Here is a 17,108-nt window from a genome sequence, read left to right as displayed (position 1 = left end):
CTACTTCGTGAGGATGTGGACTTCGCAGTTGAGCGAGGCTTCCAGGGCGGTATGGATCCGGCTTTCCGGCACCCGCTCCAAATCGGCTTGGCTCAGTGTCACGTAGACGACGTCGTAGCCGTCGTCGCCAGGAATGCGGCTGATTTGACCGGTGAGACCGAAGCCCGACAGCACGCCATGGGCGTCGTCGTCGGTTCCTCTGCTGACGTAGGTGATCACTCCGGCACGCGGAGTGGTCCCGAAAGCACTGGCGCACAGCTCAGTTGCCGTCTGTTTGACAGTGTCGGCATCACTGCCGGCGATCAGAAGTTGCACTTCACGGTCGCCAACCGGCTTGTCGACCACGCCGACGCCGATTTCGTCGGCAAGCCTGCAAAGCGCCGTCATGCCCTGGCTCAGTTGCGCGGGAGCCAGCTCGCCGGATGGGTCGACGTTGACCCGCACCACCGCGGTTCGCATGTCGAAAGCCTAACGAGAGCCCGCTGATGGAAACCACCGCCCCGCAAATCACCAGCGCCGCCTGGTCCGGGTGCGCGCCGCGGCTGCTGCGCGAGCAGCCAGGGCGTGAGGACTATCCGGCCTACCGCGATGCCGGGGGTTACCGGCCCCTCCGGTCCGCCGACGACCTGCTCGAGGAGGTCGAGCGCGGTGGATTGTTGGGCCGCGGCGGTGCAGCGTTCCCTCTCGCGGTGAAGTTGCGTGCAGTGCGCGACAACGGGCTACGCAGCGGCCTAGGCACGGTTGTGGTCGCCAACGGCGAAGAGGGCGAACCGGCGTCGATCAAGGACCGTTGGTTACTGCGCCACCGGCCCCATTTGATCCTGGACGGGCTGCGGCTGGCCGCAGCGATCGTGGCCGCCGACTGCGCATACGTCTACGTCTCCGATCCGGAATCTGCCCGCAGCGTCGAAGCCGCACTCGCCGAAGCCGACGTCGGCACTGTGGTTGTGCCGGTGCGCGTATGGACGGTCGATGCGGGATATGTGGCCGGAGAAGAGACTGCCGCCGTCCGCGCACTCAACGGCGGCCCGGTCAAGCCCACCGACAAGCCGCCGCGCCCATTCCAACAGGGCGTCGGCGGACGGCCCACTCTGGTGAGCAACGTCGAAACCCTGGCTAATCTGCCGTATCTGCTGCAGTACGGCTCGGCAGAGTTCCGCAACCAGGGCACGTCGATGTCACCGGGCACTTTCTTGATGACGATCACCGGCGCCGGCCGGCCAGCCGGTCTCTACGAGCTTCCGCACGGCCTGCCGTTCACGGAGTTGCTTGCCCTGCACGGGTTTTCCTCGGACCAAGTCAGCGGCGCCCTGATGGGCGGCTATTTCGCCGGAATGCTCAACCGCACCGTCCTCGACGCCACCTTGGACCACGAGACGGTGCGCGGGCTCGGCAGCGGGCTGGGCGCCGGGGCGATTTCGGTGCTCACTGACGACTGCGCGGTTGCGGTCGCCGCGTCGGTATTGGCGTACTTCGATCGAGAAAACGCCGGCCAGTGCGGGTCGTGTTTCAACGGCACCGCCGCGATGGCCGCCGTGGTCGGGGCACTCCGTGACGGGGCGGCGACCGGCGAGGACCTCGCGCGGCTGCGTCGCTGGTCGGTGATGTTGCGCGGTCGCGGCGCGTGCGCGACGCTGGACGCCGCAACCAACATGGCGGCCAGCCTGCTCGACCAATTCCCGCACGCCGTGGAGCGTCATCTCGACAACGCTTGCCAGCCTTGCCGTATCGGCGTATTTCGGGCTGATCGTCCCTACGAGGTGGAAGCGGTGACGCGGAGATGAGCGAACGCATGACGATCCGGCTGGACCGCACTCTCTGCGACGGATTCGGCATCTGCGCCAAGCATGCGCCGAAGTACTTTTCGCTCGACGATTGGGGATATGCGTCGCTGATCGGGGACGGCACCGTCGCCGACGAGGATCACCACGCGGTCATGCGGGCGCTGCTGGACTGCCCGGTGCACGCGATCATGGAGGTCGGTGAGTACCGACCCTACGACACCCGGCAGCCGTCGAGCGGCCCTGAAGATGATCCCACTGCCCATCTCAAAACAGAAGAGAACGAAGCGGAGTGGGGGTTCACCCGTTGACCGGACGCCCGCTACCTCTGCACACACAAGACAACGAATTCTTCTGGACCTCAGGCGCCGACGGGAAGCTGCGTTTCCAGGAATGCGTAGACTGCCGCGCACTGATCGATCCGCCCGCGCCGGTGTGCCGGTATTGCCGCTCCCACAACCTAGGCGTGCGGGCGGTATCTGGCCGCGCGTCGCTGGCCCGCCATGTGCTGTGCTTCCGGACGCTGTGGGAGGCCACCTACAACGAGCTGATGAAGCAGGGCAAGATTGCACCGCCCGGCGGCCGAACCACCAGCTGGCTCATTCCATTTGGCGCCACATCGGCGGCGCACACTCTGGCGCAAAACGCCCAGCGGCACATGCATCGGTACGGGACGACGAAGGAGACGCTGGGCTGGATCGCCTTGAACCAGCGGGCCAACGCTGAGTCAACCCGACGGCGATCTATCGCGAGCCGATGACGATGGAGGACTACATCAACGCGCGCCCGATCACGACGCCTTTTGGTCTCTACGACTGTGACGTGCCGTGTGACGGGGCGATCGCCGTCATCGTGTCCGCGGTCGACGCCGCCCGCGGCCTTGCCAAGCCACCAGTGCTGGTGGAGGCGGTCGGGACGCAGATCATCGAGCGGATCGACTGGGATCAAAGCACTTTGACCCACGAGCCGCAGGTGTTGGCCCAGGCAGCCCACCTGTGGTCGCGCACCTCGCTGACGCCAGAGGACGCCGACATCGCCGAACTGTACGACGGTTTCACCATGAATTGCCTGTCGTGGATCGAGGCGCTGGGCTTCTGCGGAATCGGTGAGGCCAAGGACTTTCTGGACGGCGGCAAGAACATCGCCCGCGACGGCCTATTGCCACTAAACACGCACGGCGGCCAGCTATCTCACGGCCGCACCCATGGCATGGGCTTGCTGCACGAAGCGGTCAGCCAGCTGCGCGGGGAGGCCGGCGACCGACAAGTTGTCGGCGCCCGCGTCGGCGTAGTCAGTAGCGGCGGCCTCACGCCCAGCGGTGTGCTTCTGCTGCGAGCCGACGCATGAGCCACTCCGATCCGCGTCCTCGGGTCGTCAACGTCGACGGCGTGCCGATGTCGGGCTTGCTCGCCGAGGTAGGGCAACCGCGGGCCGTGGTGGTGGCCTTGCATGGCGGTGGCACCACCTGCTTGTACTTCGACTGCCCCGGCCACCCGTCGCTGTCCTTGCTGCGGCTCGGCGCCGCTTTGGGATTCACCGTGATCGCGCTGGACCGTCCTGGCTACGGCGCCTCTGGGCCGTACTCGGAGGCGATGGCCCAACCCGAGCAGCGGGTCGACCTCGGCTATGCGGCCGTCGACCGCATTCTCGGTGAGCGGCCGCGGGGTGCGGGTTTGTTTGTGATGGCACATTCAGGCGGGTGTGAGTTGGCTCTCCGGATGGCCGCCGACGAGCGCGGCGACCAACTGCTTGGGATCGAACTGGCCGGCACGGGTCGGCACTATCACCCGGCGAGCCGCGAGGTGCTCAAGACAGCGACGCGCGAGCACCGCCCGGCGGGCCTCCGTGAGCTGTTGTGGCACCCGACGCGGCTGTATCCCCCCGACGTGCTGACAGGGATCACCAATTCCTCGACCGCTCCCGCCTATGAGGAGACGGTGGTGACAAGCTGGGCCCACCAAGACTTTCCGGCGCTTGCGGCCCGGGTACGTGTACCGGTGCAGTTCAGCGTCGCCGAGCATGAGCGGGTCTGGCAGTCCGACTCGGCGGCGTTGGCTGAGATCGCCGCCATGTTCTCGGCGTCACCCCGCTTCGCCCTCAACGAACAAGTCGCAGCCGGACACAATCTCAGCCTCGGCTATACCGCCGCCGCCTACCACCTGAAGGTTTTTTCGTTCGTGGCGGAGTGCGTCGTCGCTCGCGAGAACCCAGCGGTGGCGAACGCGACGACCGATGTCGATTTGGAGGCCGGTTGATGCATGTCGGATTCATCGGATTGGGCAGCCAGGGCGGTCCCATGGCACGGCGGATCATCGACGCCGGTTACCCGACGACGTTGTGGGCGCGCCGGCCGGCGTCGCTCGAGCCGTTCGCCGACACCGCGGCGAAGGTTGCCGGGTCTCCTGCCGAGCTTGCCGCCGAAAGTGACCTGGTATGCCTGTGCGTGGTCGGTGACGCCGATGTCGACCAGGTCGCCTGCGGCGAACGCGGCGTGCTGGCCGGTTTGAAGCCCGGCAGCGTGATCGCCGTACACAGCACCGTCCACCCCAACACCTGCCACGAGCTAGCGAAAAGGACTGCAGCACATAGCGTCTCAGTGGTCGACGCGCCAGTCAGCGGTGGTGGCGGCGCGGCGGCGGAAGGCCAGCTGCTGGTGATGGTCGGCGGTGACGCCGACGTGGTCGAGCGGTGCAAGCCGGTGTTCGAAACCTACGCCGATCCCGTGGTCTACCTCGGCGAGCTGGGCTCCGGACAAACCACCAAGCTGCTCAACAACCTGTTGTTCACCGCCAACCTGGCCACGGCCGCTACCACGCTGGCACTCGGCCAAGCGCTTGGCGTCTCGCCAGAGGGTCTCATCGAAGTCATATCCCGCGGTAGTGGAAACAGTTTTGCCCTCAACGCTCTTGGTGGAGTCGGCGGTCTGGACCGCCTCGCCGGATACGCGGGTTCGCTGCTGCAAAAGGACGTCCGGCTGGTGGCCGATCTGGCCGAGCGCGCATCGACGTCACCCGGTGCAGTGCTCGACGCCGCCGACGCGGCGCTTACCTTGATGAAGCACCCGCGGTGAGGATTGGGTTCATCGGTGCGGGCCGAATGGGCGGTCCCATGGTGGGCCGCCTCGTGGACACCGGCCACGAGGTGCGTGCCCTGGCCCGAACCGCCGAGAAACGGTCCGCCGTCGGCCAATTGGGGGCAACGGCGGTGTCTGAGGCGGCGGAGGCGGCCGCCGCAGCCGACGCCCCGGTCAGCGGAGGCCCGCACGACGCGGCAGCCGGCAACCTGACGCTGTTCGTGGGCGGGTCCGACGACACAGTGGCCGGGCTGCGCCCGGTATTGGGCTGTTATGCCGATCCCGTCCTGCACGTCGGACCGATTGGCGCCGGGCAGAAGGTGAAACTGGTCAACAACGCGCTCTTCGCCGCCCAGATCGGGCTGCTCGCCGAATCCGTGCAGCTCGGCACACGGCTCGGCGTGCAGGAATCCATACTGCTCACCGCACTTCCCCATGGCAGCGCTGCGAGCCGGGTGCTGAGCATCGTGGCCGCGCGCGGATCCGTCAGGTCGTTCGTCGAAACCGTGGGCGACTTCGTGGGCAAAGACGTCGCCGTCGTCAGGACGATCACCGCCGAGCTCGGTAGCGACCTCGGCTTGCTTGATGGCGTAATCGATCCGGTGGTTCCCCTCCGCCCAGGAACACGCTACCGTTAGCGTTACAGTCACCCATTCCGCTGTAACGGTCCAGCCCGCAAATCCGCCGCTGAGGAGGAGTCAGTGACCAAGTCGAAAGTCGTCTTCGACCCGTTCTCCGAGGAATTCTTCAACAGCCCCTACGAGATGTACCGACGGATGCGTGAGGAAGCCCCGGTCTATTACGACGAGAAGTACGACTTTTACGCGCTGACCCGGCACGCCGACGTGGCTGCCGCCTTCAGGGACTACGACACGTATTCGTCGGCACGGGGAGTCGACCTGGCCATGGTGCGGTCCGGGCAAGTTCCGCACCCGAAGTCGATTATCTTCATGGACCCGCCGGAACACCGCCACATGCGCAGCCTGCTCAATAAGGTGTTCACCCCGCGAGCGATCCAGTCGCAAAAGCAGATGGTCACCGAGACCATTGAGCGTTTCCTCAATGCCGCCAACCCCGATCATTTCGACGTCGTACAGGACTTCTCGGCACCCTTCCCCGTCGAAGTGATCACCACGATGCTCGGCGTGCCGCCGGAACACCGGCAGAAGATCCGGCTGTGGATTGACGAGTCGCTGCACCGCGAGCCCGGGCAGATCGAGCCGAGTGAGGCTGGTATGCAGGCCAACATCGAGACCGCCATGTTTTATCTCAGCCTGGTTCAAGAGCGGCGCAACGATCTGCGCGATGACCTGTTCACCAAGCTGATCACGGCTGAGATCGAGCGGGAGAACGGGGAGATGACCGGGCTCGACGACGTCGAGATCGCCGGGTTCGCAACACTGTTGGGTGGTGCCGGCGCTGAGACCGTGACCAAGCTGATCGGCAATGCGGCGGTGGTCTTTGCGCAAAACCCCGACCAGTGGCAGAAGCTGCTCGACGACCGCAGCAAGATCCCTGCAGCGGTGGAAGAACTGTTGCGCTATGAGGCGCCGTCGCAATACAACGTGCGCTGCTCGCGCAAAGAGGTGACCCTGCACGGCGGCACGATTCCGGCGGGCAAACCGGTTTTCTTGATCGGCGGCTCGGCCAATCGGGATCCGGAGGCGTGGACCGATCCCGACAAGTTCGACATCGACCGCGATCCGCATGAAGCGCTGAATGTCGGCTTCGGATATGGAGTTCACAGCTGTCTGGGGGCGGCCCTGGCTCGCATGGAAAGCGCGATCGCCCTGGAGAAGCTGCTGGACTTCATGCCGCGTTACGAAGTCGATTGGGAGGGCTGTAAACGCGTCAACATGCAAAACGTCGTGGGCTGGCAGAACGTACCGGTGAGGGTGTTGCGATGAAAAAGGTGGAAGTCGACTTCGGGCTCTGCGAAAGCAACGGAGTGTGCATGGGCATCATCCCCGAGGTTTTCCACTTGGGCGATGACGACATGCTGACGGTGCTTCAGCCGGAAGTCACTCCGGAGAACGAGGAGTTAATCCGCGAGGCGGTTCGGCAATGCCCCCGCCAAGCGATCTCGATCAAGGAGTAGAGGACTCCCGACGATCCCGGCGAGCCGGTTTTAAGCCGACGGCACCTAGAACCCGCTGAGGATGACCGCGTTGCAGTCGGCGGCGGCCTGCCTTAACTTGGCTGCTTCCTGATAAGCCTCGGACTCGTACCACTTCCGGGCGGCGTCGACCGATTCGAATTCGAGCACCACGGTCTGGTCGCCGTGCCATTCCCTTCGATGACCTGGGGCGCCGTATCCACCGCGAGAATGTTGACACCGCCCATCGCTGCGCCCGCGGTTTGAGCGTAGGCCTTCATGCCCTCTGGGTCTTTGATGGCCTCGGTCAGGATGATGTAGCCCTTAGGCATTCACGCTCCTTGTATCCGTTCAGCTTTCGCTGATGGCTTGCTCGGGGCAATCGGCGATTGCCTGTCGTGCCGACTCCTCAAGCCCAGCCGGGACTTCCGGCACCTGGACTTCGGAGTAGCCGTCGTCGTTGAGCTGGAACACCTCCGGGCACAACGTGATACAAACACCATGACCACGACAACGCTGGTCGTCGACCGTGACCTTCATGCCGGGTCGAACTCCAGGTGCAGTTCGGTGAGCCCGCGCAAGATGTACGTCGGAACATAGTGGTAGCGGCGGTTATTCGCCGGACCGTGCACGCGCTCGCAGATCCTGATGTCGGCCGTGCGGTCCAGTAGACGTTCGATAGCTACGCGTGTCTCGGCTCGGGCAAGTGGCGCGCCGGGGCACGTGTGGATTCCCCGCCCGAACGCAAGGTGCTGACGGGCATTCTTGCGTGCCGGGTCGAAGGTACCGGGCTCCTCGAATCGGCGCGGGTCACGGTTGGCCGCCGCTTGCAGCACCATCACCGTTGTGCCGGCGGGCATTTCCACACCGCCGACCTCGGTCGGAACGCAGGACAAGCGGAAGTCGCCCTTGACCGGGCTCTCGATCCGCAGCGTCTCTTCGATGAAATTCAGGATGCGACTGTGGTCTTTGCGCACCAGCTTCTGGAAGTCTGGGTTTTCGGCCATGATCCTCAACGCGCTGCCGAGCAGACGCACAGTGGTCTCCTGACCGGCCGAGAACACATTGGTCGCAACGCGCACGACGTCAGCCACCTCAGGTAGGGAGCCGTCGGGGCACGTTGCGGTCGCCAGCCCGGTCAGCACATCATCGCGGGGTTCACGGCGGCGATCCTCGATATAGGTGGCGAAACGCCCGTAGATGAATTCCAGCGGGCTGTGAGCCAGGGATTCTCCTTCGGTGCTACCCAGACCGCCGCCCACATTGCGGTGGAGATTCTGGACGAAGTCGTTGCGGTCGGCGTCGGGTACGCCAAGCAGATCAGCGATCACGAACAGCGTGAAGGGAGCAGCGAAGCCCTTGATGAACTCGCCCTCGCCGCCAACCAAGAAGTCGTCCAGCACCCGGTCGGCGAGCAGCCACGGCACTTCGGTGACGCCCTGGTCGAGCGCTTGCAGCACACCCTGCCGGACCCGCGAGTCGCACCCGAAAAGATCCGCTGCGGCGGCCAGTGTCTGCGGACGCGGCCAGTGCACCGCCGACGCCAACGCGTATTCCAGGTCGAGCGTCTGTGCACCGAGAATCCGCAACGGCCGATCGTCGGGATGGTCGGTGAGCAGCACGGTGACTTCCCAGCCGGCCAACGCCCGGTCGAACAGCCAGCCGCCGGCGAACATCACCACGTCGACGACACTGGCGGCGACGACGTCGAGCCGGTATCTCATGTCGCGCTCCGCGGGGCAAAGTCGCGAGCCAGGGACTCCGCGTAGCCCTTGACACACCTCGGTCAGCGGTATCGAGCAACCATGTGGTTTCCATTCCGCTGATGAAGGCGAGGATCTCGACTGCCTTGACGGCGGGGTCAATGTCGGTGCGATACCGGCCGGCCTGCTGGCCTCGCCGAATGAGCACGGCGACAATGTCGACCGCATCCCGATACCTCTTGAGAAGATGGTCGTGCAGCGGAGCATCGGGCAGCAGGTTCTCCACCAGCAGCACGGTGAACGCACCCATCAGTTCGGGTGTCCGGTCGAAGCGCTCTGGCACCCGTTCGATTTCCGCGACGAGGTCACCGGCTCGATCCGCATGAGCATCGTCGTCGGCATCGCGGATGTCGAGCACCGCGTGCAGGAGCTGTTCTTTGGACTGGAAGTGGTGCAGCAGTCCGGCCGGACTGACACCGGCTTCGCGGGCGATCTGCGCCAGCGTGGTATTGCGCCAGCCGTTGCGAGTCATTAGCCGCTGCGCAATCGCGAGGATCCGCTGTTTGCGGTCCTCGCCCTTGGCAAGCAGCGTGTCGTACGGGCGGGTCGTGCTGGAGACGCCGGACACCACACTCCTCTTCCGAACCAACCTAGTGAACACACAGTAGGTTGGTTTGGGCCGGTGTGACGAGGGTCTCAGCGCAACGATTTTTCCGCCGCCGTCACAACCCGAGTGAGTTGGCGATGATCACCTTCATCACCTCACTGGTTCCGGCATAGATGCGGGCTACTCGAGCGTCGGTGTAGAGCCGCGCGATCGGGTACTCCATGATGTAGCCGTAGTCGGTGAACAGTTCTCGACGCATATCAGGCCACCAGCTCCACCACGGTGGCGTTGGCTGTGCCACCGCCCTCACACATGGTTTGCAACCCATAGCGAATTCCGTTGTCGCGCATGTGATGAACCATGCGGGTCATCAACACCGCCCCGGACGCGCCGAGCGGATGGCCCAGTGCGATCGCACCGCCCAGCGGGTTGAGCAGGTCGGGGTCGGCACCGGTTTCAGCCAGCCACGCCAGCGGCACCGGAGCGAACGCCTCGTTGACTTCGAAGACGCCAATCTGCGACAGCGGAACTCCGGCCTTGCGCAGCACCTTCTCGGTGGCCGGAATCGGGCCGGTGAGCATGAGGACAGGATCGGCACCGGTGACCGCGCCGGCGCGGTAGCGCACGAGTGGGGTCAACCCGAGCTCGACCGCCACAGGAGGTGTCGTCACCAACAGCGCCGCTGCCCCGTCGGAAATCTGCGACGAGTTGCCGGCGTGGATCACGCCGTCGTCGACGAACGCCGGTTTCAGCGTGGCGAGTTTTTCTACCGTGGTGCCCCGCCGCACTCCCTCGTCGGCAGTGACCGGCTGCTCGTCAACCCACACCGGGACGATCTGGGCGTCGAACGCGCCGCTGTCCTGCGCGGCGGCAGCCCGCTCGTGCGATCGCGCCGAGTACTCGTCGAGCTGGGGGCGGGAAAACCCCCATTTCTTGGCGATCAGTTCCGCGGAAATCCCTTGGTTGAAGGAGAAATCGTTATAGCGCTCAAGGACTTTCGGCCCGTACGGCATACCGGTGGCCCGGGCCGCGCCCAGCGGCACCCGGCTCATCACCTCTACCCCGCCTGCAACCACGACGTCCTGCTGTCCCGACATCACCGCCTGCACCGCGAAGTCGAGCGCCTGCTGGCTGGAGCCGCATGCGCGGTTGACCGTGGTGCCTGGGATGGTCTCCGGCCAGCCGGCGGCCAGCACCGCGTAGCGGCCGATGTTGCTCGACTGGTCGCCGACCTGGGATACACATCCCCAAATCACGTCGTCGATGATCTGCGGATCGATACCGGCACGGTCCAGGAGTTCGTTGAGTACGACCGCCGACAGGTCGGCGGCGTGCATGCTCGACAGCGACCCGTTTCGCTTGCCGACCGGGGTGCGCACCGCCTCGACGATCACCGCTTCACGCATCTGTTTGCTCCGATCTGGGCATCGCCCATCGACCTGTGAACGACGGCTCGCGTTTGTCGGCGAATGCCGTGTAGGCCTCGGCTGCGTCCGCGGTCGCGAAGTTGACAGACTGAGCGCGGGCTTCATTAGCCAACGCCTCGCGCAGCGTCCGATCCGCGCCTTCGTCCAGCAACGCCTTGCTTTGGGCGAGCGCGCTCGTTGGGCCGGACGCCAGCCGCTCGGCGAGCTCGGTCACGAAGTCGTCGATCTCCTGCCCGGACACTACCCAGGTCACCAGGTTCAGGGCTTGAGCCTCCTCCGCGTCGATGGTTTCGGCCAGTAGCGTAAGCCGCTTGGCTTGCTGCAGACCCCCCAGTTTGGGCAAAAGCCATGCGCCACCGAGGTCCAGCGACAGCCCACGCTTGGAAAAGATCTGGGAGAACGTGGATTCCGGTGTCGCCACCACTAGGTCACAGCCCAGCGCGAGGTTCCATCCCGCCCCGACGGCGACTCCGGTGACCTTGGCGATCGTCGGCACCGGTAGTTCGTGCAGCGCTAACGCCACATCGGTCAGCCGACGCAACTTGTAGAGGGGTGGGTGTCGTCGGGGACGGAGATGTCGGCACCGGAGCAGAACGCCCCGCCGGCGCCCGTGATTACGAGTGCCCGCACGTCGCGGTCGTCGGCCGCGGCTACCAGCGCATCCCTCAGCGCTATCCACAAATCCGGGTTGATCGCGTTCTTGCGAACTCACGGGCACACGACTTCGTAACACCGATGATGCCCGCCTTGGCCGCGGAGTAGTTGACCTGACCGAGGGTTCCGATGATGCCAGCTGCCGAGGTCACGTTGATGACGCGCCCGGTCCCGTCGGTGGGAACGTACGGCAGCGCGGCCTGCGTGCAGTTGAACGTGCCCATCACATGGATGTCGAACAACAAGCGGAACGATTCTTGCGTGGTCTTCTCGAACATCGCCGGCCGTGTCACGCCCGCGTTGTTCATCAGGATGTGCAGCTTGCCATCGGCAAGCGCGGCCGCCTGCGCGGCCGCTGCATCGGCCGATGCGCGATCCGAGACATCCAGAGCGCAGACGCGGCTCGTCCTCCCGACCCTGAAATGGTTTCTGCGACCGCCGCTGCCGCGTCCTTGTCGAGGTCGGTGACAAGCACCGCCGCACCCGCGTCAGCCAGGGCCTCGGCGACCGCCGAGCCGATACCGCCCGCATCACCGGTAACCAGCGCTGAGCGGCCGGACAAATCGAAATATCGGCTCATCAATAGCTCCTCGGCAGCTTCAGGGTGTGCGACCCCAGGTAGTTCAGGATCATCTCCTGGCTGACCGGCGCGATCTTCATCAGTCGGGCCTCGCGGAAGTAGCGCGCCACGTTGTATTCCTCGGCATAGCCCATGCCGCCGTGGGTTTGCAGGGCGCGGTCGGCCGCGGTGAATCCCGCGTCCGCGCAGAGATATTTGGCGGTATTGGCTTCGCGGCCGCAAGGCTCTCGGTTGTCGTAGAGCCAGGTGGCCTTCCGCAACATCAGCTCGGCCGCGTCCAGCCGCGCCAGCGAGTCGGCCAGCGGGAATTGGATGCCCTGATTCATGCCGATCGGGCGGCCGAAGACCTCACGGTCGGTGGCGTACTTGACCGCCTTGTCCAGCGCAACTCGCCCGATGCCAAGTGCTTCAGCAGCAATGAGCATCCGTTCCGGGTTCAAGCCGTCGAGGATGTACTGAAACCCTTTGCCTTCCTCGCCAACCCGGTCCTCGACCGGCACCTCGAGGTTGTCGATGAACAACTCGTTGGAAGAGACGGCGTTGCGGCCCATTTTCGGGATCGGGCGGATGTCGACGCGCGCACGGTCGAGATCAGTCAGGAAAAGCGTCATCCCGTCGGTCTTCTTGACCACCTCGTCGTAGCTTTGTGTGCGGGTGAGCAGCAGGATCTTCTCTGATTCCAGCGCTTTGGAGATCCACACTTTGCGTCCGTTGACGACGTAGTGATCGCCCTGGCGTTTGGCGAATGTTGCGATGCGCGAGGTGTCCAGTCCCGCAACGGGTTCCGTCACCCCGAAGCAGACGTGCAGATCCCCGGTCACGATGCGCGGCAAGGCGCGCGCCTTGAGCTCGTCGGAGCCGTGCACCACCACCGGCTGCATGCCGAAGATCGACAGGTGGATGGCGCTCGCTGCGTTCATGCCGCCGCCGGAGCGGGCGACCTCCTCAGCCAGCAGGGTCGCTTCGGTGATCCCGAGACCGTGGCCGCCGTATTCGACGGGAATCGTCATACCGAGCCATCCGCCATCGGCGATCGCGCGGTAGAACTCGGTCGGAAACTCGTGCGCCTGGTCTTTTTCCATCCAATAGTGGTCGTCGAATTTCGCCGCCAACTCGGCGACCGACCGCCGGATCAGTTGCTGATCGTCGGTCAGCTCGAAATTCATTCCGCTGCCGGGCACCTCAGTCGGTGTTGCCGGTCAACGATTTCGCGCTGGCGGCGAATTCCGCGAACGACGAGCCGGACCGCTCCTTGTGGTGACTGAGGGCACGAATCGAAACGTCATGTCCCTCGGCCGCTTTGCGCAGTGCGCCGACCGTGGCCTGCTCGCGGGAGATGTGGGTGAACGGGTCGAACGAGTACCAGCGCATCGCGTTTTCGTGGGTCATCTTGTTGATCTCGTCGTCGGGCACGTTGTTGGCGGACAGCACCTCCCACAGCTCCTCCGGAGCGCCCGGCCACATCGAGTCGCTGTGCGGGTAGTCGGCCTCCCAGCAGATGTTGTCGATGCCGATCATGTGGCGCAGCGTCACGCCCACCGGATCGGAAATGAAGCAGGTCAGGAAGTGCTCGCGGAAAACCTCCGACGGCAGCTTGCCGCCGAAGTTTTGATGCGTCCACGTCGAATGCATCTCGTAGGTACGGTCCACCCGCTCCAGGAAGTAGGGAATCCACCCGGTGCCGCCCTCGCTCAATGCGACCTTCAGATCCGGATACTGCTTGATCGGCTTGGACCACAGCAGATCGGCGGCGGCCTGCACGATGTTCATCGGCTGCAGGGTGATCATCACGTCCATCGGCGCGTCCGGTGCGGTGATCGCCAACCTGCCCGAGGACCCGATGTGCACGTTGAGCACGGTGTTGGTGTCGCACAATGCCTTCCACAGCGGGTTCCAGTAGTCGTTGTGGAAGCTCGGATAACCCATCGCAGCTGGATTCTCCGTGAAGGTCAGCGCGTGCACGCCTTTCTTGGACACCCGACGGACCTCGTCGGCACACTTCTCGGCGTCCCAGATAACCGGCAGCGCCATCGGGATGAACCGGGCGGGGTAGGCCCCGCACCACTCGTCGATGTGCCAGTCGTTATAGGCCTGGACCAGCGCCAGCGAGAAGTCCGGATCTTCGGTGGCGAACAGCCGCCCGGCGAAACCCGGGAATGACGGGAAACAGATCGAACCCAGGATGCCGCCGGCGTTCATGTCCTTGACCCGCTCGTCGACGTTGTAGCAGCCGGGTCTGATCTCGTCGAGCCCCTGCGGCTCCAGCCCGTACTCCTCCTTGGGTCGGCCGGCCACTGCGTTCAGCGCCACGTTCGGGATCACAGTGTCGCGGAACTGCCAGGTGTCGGAGCCGTCCGGGTTGTGCACGAGGCGGGGAGCATCGTCGATGTACTTTTTCGGCAGGTGGTTTTTGAACATGTCGGGTGGCTCGACGATGTGGTCGTCGACGCTGATCAGGATCATGTCGTCTTTGTTCATCGCCGTTCCTTTCGATCGGACGCGGGCCGGCAGGCGCAACCCTTCCGCTGCAGTCCTCTACCCCTGAAAACTATCTTCTCGTAGCACGAGAATCAACGTCTGCGGGATCCCACCGCCGCTGTGAGCCGCGCTGCGGGGTCTCCCGGCGTGGCAAAGTGGCTGGTTGATCGGGGCATTGACCAATTCACCGAATCATGCAAGTCTATTCTCTCGAAATGAGAATAGGATTCTCGGTATCTGAGAGGGGACGCCTTGATGCGCCTGGAACCGCTGCCGGCGGATCAGTGGGATGAGGCCGTGCAGCGATCGCTCGCCGACATGCTCCCGGAGTTCTTCGACGTCGACAAGAGCCAGTACGGACTGGTACCCGTGCGCTGCGAGGTATGGGAAGGGTTTGTCTTCGTCAACCTCGACGCCGGCGCACAGCCGCTCAGGAAATACCTGGGGCAACTGGCCAAGGGCATTGAGGGTTACCCGTTCCACGAGATGACCGAGGTCTACACCTACCGGGCCGAAGTCGGCAGCAACTGGAAGCTGTTCATCGACGCGTTCGCCGAGTTCTACCACGCCCCCGTGCTGCACCAGGGCCAGTACACCAAAGACGAAGCCGCCAAGATCATCAAGCACGGAGGCGCTCTACTACGAACTGGCGAGCCCGCACGCGATGATCTCCACCTGGGGCGGACAGGCGCCACCGCCGGACCTCAACATGGTGAAGCCCATGGACCGTAAGTTGCGCAGTGGGCTATTCGGCCCCTGGGACCGGCCAGAGGTCATCCAGAATCTCGACCAACTGCCACCCGGCTCAACCCGACAAAAGCTTCGCAGTGGGGCATCGATTCGTGGCACTTCTTCCCGAACTTCATGCTGCTGATCTGGGCGCCGGGCTGGTATCTGACGTACCACTACTGGCCGACCGCCGTCGACAAGCACGTCTTCGAAACCAGCTTGTACTTCGTGCCGCCGAGGAATGCGCGGGAGCGGTTGGCCCAAGAGCTGGCCGCGGTGACGTTCAAGGAGTACGCGCTTCAGGATGCCAATACCCTGGAGGCCACCCAAACCATGATCGGCGTCCGCGGGTAGTGCCGGCCGGTCATGCGATCACCCCGACCGGTGGTCACTTGGACCCGACCATGTTTCAGGCTCTCGCGCCGGGCGTGCTGCCGCTGACGGTCGAGGAAAGCATCGCCAACGGGGTCGACGAGGTGCGCAAGGCGGTGCGCTACCAGATCAAGCACGGCGCCCAGCTGATCAAAGTGTGCGCATCCGGCGGCGTCATGTCGTTGACCGGCCCTCCTGGCGCCCAACACTATTCGGACGACGAGCTGCGTGCGATCGTCGACGAGGCACACCGGCGCGGTCTGCGGGTCGCGGCGCACAACCACGGCGCCGAGGCGGTCAAGCACGCGGTGGCAGCGGGGATCGACTGTATCGAACACGCTTTCCTGGTCGACGACGAGGCGATTGCGCTGATGGTGGCCCAGGGCACCTTCCTGGTGACCACGCGGCGGCTCGCCGATGCGATGGACGTCTCACACGCGCCGCCCGAGCTGCAGGCCAAGGCAGCCGAGATGTTTCCCCGGGCACGCAAGTCGATAGTGGCGGCCTACGAGGCCGGAGTGAAGATCGCTGTCGGCACGGACGCGCCGGCAATTCCCCACGGCCGCAACGCCGACGAACTGGTCACACTGGTCGAGTTGGGCTTACCGCCGGCAGCAGTGCTGCGCGCGGCGACCGTCACCGCCGCCGAACTCATCGACGTCACCGACCGCGGCCGGCTGGCCGAGGGCTTGCTCGCCGACGTCATCGCGGTGCCGGGAAATCCGTTGGAAGACATCACAGTTACCCAGCACGTGCAGTTCGTCATGAAAGGCGGCAAGGTGTATGCCAACAAGAACTGACGATCTCGTCGACATTCAGCAGCTGCTCGCCCGCTACGCGGTCACCATCACCCAACAGGACATCGACGGGCTTCTCGACGTTTTCACGCCCGACGGCACCTACAGCGCATTCGGGGAGACCTATCACCTCGACAAGTTCGCGGAGCTGGTAGCGGCCGCGCCAAAAGGCTTGTTCCTCACCGGGACAGCATTGATCGACATCGACGGTGACACCGCGACCGGCACTCAGCCACTGTGCTTCATCGAGCACGCGACCCATGACATGCGCATCGGCTACTACCGCGACACCTATCTCCGCACCGCCGACGGGTGGCGACTGAAAACCCGCACTATGACCTTCATCCGTAGGAGCGGCGCCCACGACTCCGGGCGCCCCCACGCAGTCGGGCGCCCGTCGTCGACATGAACGTCGAGCAGTTCCGGACGGATCTGCGTGCGTGGCTCGACGACCACGACCTGACACCGGGGCCGGATCATTCGCTCGAAGGCCATATGCGCCAGCTCGGCCGCGTCCACGCGGCGCTCTATGACGCCGGGTAGATGCGCTACGGCTGGCCGGTCGACGTCGGCGGATTGGGCGGACCCCGATACTGCGGGCGATTTTCGGAGAGGAAGTCGTCGGCCGAGGGCTGGCCGAGCCGGGCCCATACTCGATGCTCGAGGTGCTCGCGCCCACGATGATCAACTATGCGCCTGCAGAACTCGCCGCAGAAATGGTGCCGCGCCTTTTGAGCGGTCAGGAGCAATGGTCTCAGGGCTTTCCGAACCGGGCTCCGGCAGTGACCTGGCATCGCTGTCCACGCGTGCGG

At 64.7% G+C, this 17,108-nt stretch carries 14 protein-coding genes and 10 pseudogenes (1 of these 24 only partly in view); 13 read left to right on the top strand and 11 right to left on the bottom strand.

The window, feature by feature from the left end; all coding sequences use genetic code 11:
- The gene (locus ACFE99_RS03445; protein ID WP_375482433.1) at positions 1 to 459 is read right to left on the bottom strand and encodes a hypothetical protein; all 459 of its coding nucleotides are present in this window, start codon (positions 457 to 459) and stop codon (positions 1 to 3) included.
- Positions 460 to 485: 26 nt separating this feature from the next.
- On the opposite strand from ACFE99_RS03445, the gene ACFE99_RS03440 reads away from it, so the two are divergent.
- The 8 genes and pseudogenes from ACFE99_RS03440 to ACFE99_RS03405 all read left to right on the top strand — a co-directional run bounded on the left by ACFE99_RS03440 (position 486) and on the right by ACFE99_RS03405 (position 6,952).
- Positions 486 to 1,784, top strand: a complete 1,299-nt coding sequence (locus tag ACFE99_RS03440) for an NADH-ubiquinone oxidoreductase-F iron-sulfur binding region domain-containing protein (RefSeq protein WP_375482431.1) — start codon at positions 486 to 488, stop codon at positions 1,782 to 1,784.
- Positions 1,785 to 1,792: 8 nt separating this feature from the next.
- A complete protein-coding gene (locus ACFE99_RS03435) occupies positions 1,793 to 2,092 on the top strand; it encodes a ferredoxin (protein WP_375482469.1) in 300 nt (99 codons plus the stop codon).
- A pseudogene (locus ACFE99_RS03430) lies at positions 2,089 to 3,128 on the top strand (zinc ribbon domain-containing protein). Before ACFE99_RS03435 ends, ACFE99_RS03430 begins: the two are co-directional and overlap by 4 nt.
- On the top strand, positions 3,125 to 4,036 hold the full coding sequence (locus ACFE99_RS03425) for an alpha/beta hydrolase (RefSeq protein ID WP_375482429.1): 912 nt from the start codon (positions 3,125 to 3,127) through the stop codon (positions 4,034 to 4,036). The pseudogene ACFE99_RS03430 and the gene ACFE99_RS03425 overlap by 4 nt, the downstream one beginning before the upstream one ends.
- On the top strand, positions 4,036 to 4,851 hold the full coding sequence (locus tag ACFE99_RS03420; RefSeq protein WP_375482427.1) for an NAD(P)-dependent oxidoreductase: 816 nt from the start codon (positions 4,036 to 4,038) through the stop codon (positions 4,849 to 4,851). The genes ACFE99_RS03425 and ACFE99_RS03420 overlap by 1 nt, the downstream gene beginning before the upstream one ends.
- Complete coding sequence (locus ACFE99_RS03415; RefSeq protein WP_375482425.1) at positions 4,848 to 5,492, top strand: NAD(P)-binding domain-containing protein; 645 nt, start codon at positions 4,848 to 4,850, stop codon at positions 5,490 to 5,492. Before ACFE99_RS03420 ends, ACFE99_RS03415 begins: the two co-directional genes overlap by 4 nt.
- Positions 5,493 to 5,555: 63 nt before the next feature.
- Complete coding sequence (locus tag ACFE99_RS03410; protein WP_375482422.1) at positions 5,556 to 6,761, top strand: cytochrome P450; 1,206 nt, start codon at positions 5,556 to 5,558, stop codon at positions 6,759 to 6,761.
- Entirely contained in the window at positions 6,758 to 6,952 is a 195-nt protein-coding gene (locus tag ACFE99_RS03405) for a ferredoxin (protein ID WP_375482420.1), read from the top strand. Before ACFE99_RS03410 ends, ACFE99_RS03405 begins: the two co-directional genes overlap by 4 nt.
- Positions 6,953 to 6,997: 45 nt before the next feature.
- On the opposite strand, the pseudogene ACFE99_RS03400 reads toward ACFE99_RS03405, so the two are convergent.
- The 10 genes and pseudogenes from ACFE99_RS03400 to ACFE99_RS03355 all read right to left on the bottom strand — a co-directional run bounded on the left by ACFE99_RS03400 (position 6,998) and on the right by ACFE99_RS03355 (position 14,398).
- A pseudogene (locus tag ACFE99_RS03400) lies at positions 6,998 to 7,281 on the bottom strand (DUF1330 domain-containing protein).
- 19 nt (positions 7,282 to 7,300) lie between these two features.
- The gene (locus ACFE99_RS03395) at positions 7,301 to 7,489 is read right to left on the bottom strand and encodes a ferredoxin (protein ID WP_083087451.1); all 189 of its coding nucleotides are present in this window, start codon (positions 7,487 to 7,489) and stop codon (positions 7,301 to 7,303) included.
- Positions 7,486 to 8,370, bottom strand: a pseudogene (locus ACFE99_RS03390) (cytochrome P450); the annotation flags it as partial. The gene ACFE99_RS03395 and the pseudogene ACFE99_RS03390, both read right to left, overlap by 4 nt.
- Before the next feature lie 299 nt (positions 8,371 to 8,669).
- Positions 8,670 to 9,280 (bottom strand): annotated as a pseudogene (locus ACFE99_RS03385) (TetR/AcrR family transcriptional regulator).
- A gap of 94 nt (positions 9,281 to 9,374) precedes the next feature.
- Positions 9,375 to 9,509, bottom strand: a pseudogene (locus tag ACFE99_RS03380) (acyl-CoA dehydrogenase family protein); the annotation flags it as partial.
- A 10-nt stretch (positions 9,510 to 9,519) separates the two neighbouring features.
- Positions 9,520 to 10,665, bottom strand: coding sequence for a thiolase family protein (locus ACFE99_RS03375; protein ID WP_375482417.1), 1,146 nt, complete (start codon positions 10,663 to 10,665; stop codon positions 9,520 to 9,522).
- Positions 10,658 to 11,391: pseudogene (locus ACFE99_RS03370) on the bottom strand (enoyl-CoA hydratase/isomerase family protein); the annotation flags it as partial. The gene ACFE99_RS03375 and the pseudogene ACFE99_RS03370, both read right to left, overlap by 8 nt.
- Positions 11,388 to 11,920: pseudogene (locus ACFE99_RS03365) on the bottom strand (SDR family NAD(P)-dependent oxidoreductase); the annotation flags it as partial. The pseudogenes ACFE99_RS03365 and ACFE99_RS03370, both read right to left, overlap by 4 nt.
- Positions 11,920 to 13,086 carry an acyl-CoA dehydrogenase family protein gene (locus ACFE99_RS03360; RefSeq protein ID WP_375482415.1) on the bottom strand — a complete coding sequence of 389 codons (1,167 nt, stop codon included), beginning with the start codon at positions 13,084 to 13,086 and terminating at the stop codon, positions 11,920 to 11,922. The gene ACFE99_RS03360 and the pseudogene ACFE99_RS03365, both read right to left, overlap by 1 nt.
- 16 nt (positions 13,087 to 13,102) lie before the next feature.
- Positions 13,103 to 14,398, bottom strand: a complete 1,296-nt coding sequence (locus tag ACFE99_RS03355; RefSeq protein WP_375482413.1) for an amidohydrolase family protein — start codon at positions 14,396 to 14,398, stop codon at positions 13,103 to 13,105.
- Positions 14,399 to 14,725: 327 nt separating this feature from the next.
- Between ACFE99_RS03355 and ACFE99_RS03350 the strand changes: the two are divergent.
- The 5 genes and pseudogenes from ACFE99_RS03350 to ACFE99_RS03330 form a co-directional block, all read left to right on the top strand.
- A pseudogene (locus ACFE99_RS03350) lies at positions 14,726 to 15,481 on the top strand (SRPBCC family protein); the annotation flags it as partial.
- A pseudogene (locus ACFE99_RS03345) lies at positions 15,472 to 16,299 on the top strand (amidohydrolase family protein); the annotation flags it as partial. The pseudogenes ACFE99_RS03350 and ACFE99_RS03345, both read left to right, overlap by 10 nt.
- Positions 16,283 to 16,705: a nuclear transport factor 2 family protein gene (locus tag ACFE99_RS03340; protein WP_375482411.1), complete on the top strand. Its 423-nt coding sequence runs from the start codon at positions 16,283 to 16,285 to the stop codon at positions 16,703 to 16,705. The pseudogene ACFE99_RS03345 and the gene ACFE99_RS03340, both read left to right, overlap by 17 nt.
- On the top strand, positions 16,702 to 16,839 hold the full coding sequence (locus ACFE99_RS03335; RefSeq protein ID WP_375482409.1) for a hypothetical protein: 138 nt from the start codon (positions 16,702 to 16,704) through the stop codon (positions 16,837 to 16,839). The genes ACFE99_RS03340 and ACFE99_RS03335 overlap by 4 nt, the downstream gene beginning before the upstream one ends.
- Positions 16,840 to 17,108, top strand: a pseudogene (locus tag ACFE99_RS03330) (acyl-CoA dehydrogenase family protein); it runs 698 nt beyond the window's last position.

It is taken from the genome of uncultured Mycobacterium sp., from assembly GCF_964249325.1.
Taxonomy (GTDB): Bacteria; Actinomycetota; Actinomycetes; order Mycobacteriales; family Mycobacteriaceae; genus Mycobacterium.
This window is presented reverse-complemented; position numbering and strand designations above follow the sequence as displayed.

What these genes read in the sequence shown, in the direction of transcription:
- ACFE99_RS03445 (WP_375482433.1), bottom strand. Translation starts at nt 459, where the DNA reads ATGCGAACCGCGGTGGTGCGGGTCAACGTCGACCCATCCGGCGAGCTG.
- ACFE99_RS03440 (WP_375482431.1), top strand. Translation starts at nt 486, where the DNA reads ATGGAAACCACCGCCCCGCAAATCACCAGCGCCGCCTGGTCCGGGTGC.
- ACFE99_RS03435 (WP_375482469.1), top strand. Translation starts at nt 1,793, where the DNA reads ATGACGATCCGGCTGGACCGCACTCTCTGCGACGGATTCGGCATCTGC.
- ACFE99_RS03425 (WP_375482429.1), top strand. Translation starts at nt 3,125, where the DNA reads ATGAGCCACTCCGATCCGCGTCCTCGGGTCGTCAACGTCGACGGCGTG.
- ACFE99_RS03420 (WP_375482427.1), top strand. Translation starts at nt 4,036, where the DNA reads ATGCATGTCGGATTCATCGGATTGGGCAGCCAGGGCGGTCCCATGGCA.
- ACFE99_RS03405 (WP_375482420.1), top strand. Translation starts at nt 6,758, where the DNA reads ATGAAAAAGGTGGAAGTCGACTTCGGGCTCTGCGAAAGCAACGGAGTG.
- ACFE99_RS03395 (WP_083087451.1), bottom strand. Translation starts at nt 7,489, where the DNA reads ATGAAGGTCACGGTCGACGACCAGCGTTGTCGTGGTCATGGTGTTTGT.
- ACFE99_RS03375 (WP_375482417.1), bottom strand. Translation starts at nt 10,665, where the DNA reads ATGCGTGAAGCGGTGATCGTCGAGGCGGTGCGCACCCCGGTCGGCAAG.
- ACFE99_RS03360 (WP_375482415.1), bottom strand. Translation starts at nt 13,086, where the DNA reads ATGAATTTCGAGCTGACCGACGATCAGCAACTGATCCGGCGGTCGGTC.
- ACFE99_RS03355 (WP_375482413.1), bottom strand. Translation starts at nt 14,398, where the DNA reads ATGAACAAAGACGACATGATCCTGATCAGCGTCGACGACCACATCGTC.
- ACFE99_RS03340 (WP_375482411.1), top strand. Translation starts at nt 16,283, where the DNA reads ATGCCAACAAGAACTGACGATCTCGTCGACATTCAGCAGCTGCTCGCC.
- ACFE99_RS03335 (WP_375482409.1), top strand. Translation starts at nt 16,702, where the DNA reads ATGAACGTCGAGCAGTTCCGGACGGATCTGCGTGCGTGGCTCGACGAC.